At 62.8% G+C, this 4,216-nt stretch carries 3 protein-coding genes; all 3 read right to left on the bottom strand.

The annotated features are described in order from the left end of the window. A partial coding sequence (locus GXH28_RS15175) for a glycoside hydrolase family 127 protein (protein ID WP_169239862.1) occupies positions 1 to 1,705 on the bottom strand: 1,705 nt, incomplete at its 3' end. A 58-nt stretch (positions 1,706 to 1,763) separates the two neighbouring features. Next, on the bottom strand, positions 1,764 to 3,146 hold the full coding sequence (locus GXH28_RS15170) for a sigma-70 family RNA polymerase sigma factor (RefSeq protein ID WP_169239861.1): 1,383 nt from the start codon (positions 3,144 to 3,146) through the stop codon (positions 1,764 to 1,766). 116 nt (positions 3,147 to 3,262) lie between these two features. Next, positions 3,263 to 4,216, bottom strand: a 954-nt coding sequence (locus tag GXH28_RS15165; RefSeq protein WP_169239860.1) for a lamin tail domain-containing protein, incomplete at its 5' end; no start/stop codon positions are given.

The following is a 4,216-nucleotide window of genomic DNA, read 5'->3' as shown; positions in this document are numbered from 1 at the left end:
CCCGGCAGTGCTCGGTGCGCCACGGCATATCCAACGGCAACGAGATACGGTCGAGCGGCGAAACCGGGTTGTCGGCGCTCTCCAGGCAATACACGACCGGTCCACGCTGAATCGCGACGCGACCAGTCATCTGTCGCACGTTTGGATTGGCACGCACCAACTGCACCGGCATGTCTAAATTCAGCACGACCTCATCGCCGGTGTGCCATGTGCGCGTGATGGCGATGTAGCCGGTTCGAGACCGGGGATCGGAGATCGGCGATTGATTGACCTTGAGCGTGTATTTCGTGCACCAGCCAGGGATGCGGAGATGAAGCGTGAACTGCTTCGGTTCGTCTGTTGTCAATCGAAGCGCAACCTTACCGTCCCAAGGATAGTCAGTCGTCTGCACAATCGTCACTCGCCGATCCGGAAACTCGGCTGTGCTGCCGGCGTAGAGGTGCACCCAGATGCCATCGTCGTCGGTCGAATAGAAATAGCCGCCGACGCTTGCGATCAGGCGCGCGATGTTGGGCGGGCAGCAGGCGCAATCGAACCACGGCTGGCGGTGATGATCGCCGCGCGACGCCAGCGGGTTTTCGTAGAAGAACTTCGTGCCGTCCAGCGACACGCCGCTGATCGTCCCGTTGTAGAGCGCGCGCCCCATCACATCGGCGTATTTGCCGTCGCCCTCGAATTGCAGCATGCGATGATTCCAGAACACCATGCCGATCGCCGCGCACGTCTCGGCGTAGGCCGTCTCGTCGGGCAAGTCGTAGGCGACCGTGAAGCCTTCGTTGCTGGCCGATGGGCCGATGCCACCGGTGAGATACATGCGCTCGTCGGCCACGCTGTGCCAGATGCGCTCGCAGGCAGCCAGCAGTGACGCGTCGCCGGCCTCGCCGGCCAGGTCGGCCATCGCTGAATACAAATACATGGCGCGCACGGCATGGCCGGTGACGACGCTTTGTTCGCGCACCGGGATGTGGGACTGGTTGTATTCGTAGGTGCGAAAGCGAAAGCGCGACGGGTCCTCGCCACGCCGGCGCGCCTCGATGTCGAAGTAATGCGGCTTGCGCCCGCGCTCGTCCACGAAATACTGTGCCAGCTTCAGATAGCGCCTTTCGGCGGTGGCGCGATACAACTTGACCAGCGCCAGCTCGATCTCTTCGTGGCCGCAATAGCCGCGCAGCTTGCCCCTGCCCCGCCCGAACACGCGGTTGATGTAATCGGCGTAACGGCACATCACATCGAGCAACGTACGCTTGCCGGTGGCCTGATAGTGAGCGACGGCGGCTTCGATGAGATGGCCGGCGCAATAGAGCTCATGATTGTCGCGCAGATTGGTCCATCGCCTATCGAGCCTGGCGCGCTCGAAGACGATGTAATGCGTGTTCAGATACCCGTCGCGCTGCTGCGCTTTGGCGATGCGAGCGATCACGCCGTCGAGCAGCGCGTCGAGTTCGGGATCGGGATGTGTCGCGAGCGAATAAGCCGCCGCCTCGATCCACTTGGCGACGTCGGAATCCCAGAAGATGTGCGGTGGATTGGGGTCGCCTTTCTTCCACTTCAAATCGAACGCGGCGATGCGACCGGTGGTCTCGCACATCGCATACTCCGCCGGCAGGGTGACGGTGCGATTGATCTCGATGCGCGGCGCCCAGAAGCGATCGGAGAGTTTGATGTGTGTGAAAGGCAGCGGGGTGAGCTTACGCCGGACGGCCATGGAAGCTGCGATGGTGGAAAGAAAAGCCCGATCATACGGATCGGGCACGAATGAGCGGTTATTCCTTCAAGAAGTCGCGCAGTTTGCGGGCGTGCGCAGGCAGACGCAGCCGGCTGAGCGCTTGCGCTTCGATCTGCCGGACGCGCTCGCGTGTGACACCGAGCTTGCGCCCCACTTCTTCGAGCGTATACGTCTCGCCGTCGAGCAACCCGTAGCGCAACTGCAAGATGCGCACCTCGCGTGGCGGCAACGTATCGAGGATGTCGGCCAGTTGCTCGCGCAGCATCTGATTCGTCACCATCTCGGCCGGCGCGGGGCTGTCCTCGTCCGGGATGAAGTCGCGGAGCACGCTCTCTTCCTCGTCGTCGGTCGGCGTCTCCAGGCTGATCGGCCGGCGCGCGACCTGAATCATCTGCTCGGCCTTGCGCACGGTCACGTTCAACGCCTCGGCCAACTCGGCCACGGTCGGGTCACGCCCCAGTTCCTGCGTGAGCTGGTGGCTGGCGCGCAGCAGGCGGTTGATCTGGTCGCCCATATGCACCGGCACGCGGATGGTGCGTCCCTGGTCGGCGATCGCGCGCGTGACGGCCTGGCGAATCCACCACGTGGCATACGTGCTGAACTTGTGACCGCGGCGCCAGTCGAACTTCTTGGCTGCGCGGATCAGGCCGATATTGCCTTCCTGGATCAGGTCCAGGAACGGCACGCCGCGGCCGATATACTTCTTGGCCACGCTGATGACCAAGCGCGAGTTGGCGTTGATGAGATGCTCGCGCGCTGCCATGCCGTCTTCAACCAGCATCTCCAGACGCTCGCGCTCTTCCGGCGTCAGATTCGGGTCGGACTGAAGCCGTTCGCGCGCCTCGCGACCGCGCTCCATGCGCTGGGCGAGATCCACCTCTTGCGGCGCCGTGAGCAGCGCCACGCGACCGATCTCTTTCAGATACAGGCCGACTGTATCATCCGCCTCGATTGCCTCGAGCAGGTTGTCGTTCGTCCGGTCGTTGAACTCGTCCTCCTCGTCTTCCTCGTCATCCACGATTTGGTCGGCGGCTTCATCCTCGCTGGCAACGACGGTGATGCCGGCGTCCGACAGGGCAGCGAACAGGTCCTCGAGCTGATCCATGTTCTTCTCGGCGTCGGGGAAGAGGTTGAGGATATCCTCGTATGTCACATACCCCTTCTCACGGCCGAGGTTGATCAACTGCTCCTCGCCGCTCAGCTCCTCGACGGTAATTTCCTCGATCGAGGCGGCCGTTGGGGAGACGGTGTTGGCTTGAACGATCGGAGCAGGCGTAGTAGGCGTTTCAATAGCCGCACTCGGTACAGCACTCACCGGCGAGTCGGCAACCTTTGCCGCCCGCTTGGACTGGCGCTTGGCCGGCTTGGTCGCCGACTTGCGAACAGTTTTGAGGCTCTTCGAGGATTTCTTCGTAACCATTGACTTAGTGTTATACACACCCCTAATGAGATATACGTTAAAACACGCGCAAATTGGCCGGTGAAGGGCCAAGCTTATCAGGAAGATATTAGTGATTTCGCATTATATTGTCAAGTTCAATATGTGAAACGGGCGTATTCGACATTCCCCTGATTGAACAACGATGCCCGTGCGCCGCCGTTATCCGGCCAGATGGGTTGGTCGCTGGCAAATCCGCCGGAGAAGCCACAGTTGTCGGGCGCGACGAGCACATTGGTATAGATGCGGCAGACCTGACCGGCAGCAATAACGGCGCCGTTGCCGAAGAGAAAGGTGTCTATGATGGTATTGTCGGCAATGCGGATGGCCTTCAGCGTCCAGCCGTTCAAATCTACCTGCTGCAGGCCCTCGTTGTATAGCTCGACGTACTCGTCTGCCTGGTTGGGCCCGCTACCCACCGGCTGGATGGACAGGATGCGCACCGTGCCCTGATAAACGATCGAGCCCATCTTGATCGGGGTTGGAGTCGGCTGCGGCGGGGGCTCGGCCGGCGTAGCGGGCAACGGGGCGGTAGGCGGCGCCGTCGCTGCAACCGGCGTTTGGACCTGCGGCGTAGGTGACGGGAGCGGTGTCGCCGGAATTTCAGATATCGGCTGCGGCGTGCCCGCCGTCGGCTGGGGCGTAGGCGGGGGCGGCGTGAAGGTCGGCGGCAGCGTCACTTCTGGCCCGGGCAGCGGCGAATCCAGCATGGACGCGGGCGTCGGCGGCAGCGTCGGTATCAGGCCGGGTTGCGGAGGCTCAGGCGTCGCCGTAGGCGTCGGAATCTTCGGTTCATCGGCGTCCTCGCCGGGGTCGTTGGCTGCTGCGGCCTCTGTCGGCTGAGGAACCAACGGCGAATCCAGCGTGCTGACGACAGCCGGAACGGTCGCCGCTGCAAGCGGAGTCGCTGCCGGCGTTGGTGTGGGCTGGTAGGCCGACGAAATCGCACGGCGAGTGCGCGCCAAGCTGGGGCTGAGCACGAGTGCGGCAGCGATCGCGGCCAGCATGACGCACGTCGCCATCAACGCCAGAGCGATGACGGCCGTCGGGCC

Source organism: Candidatus Roseilinea sp. NK_OTU-006, assembly GCF_012931985.1.
Classification (GTDB): Bacteria; Chloroflexota; Anaerolineae; order J036; family Brachytrichaceae; genus JAAFGM01.
The sequence above is the reverse complement of the archived record's forward strand: the minus strand, read 5'-3'. Positions and strand labels throughout refer to the sequence as shown.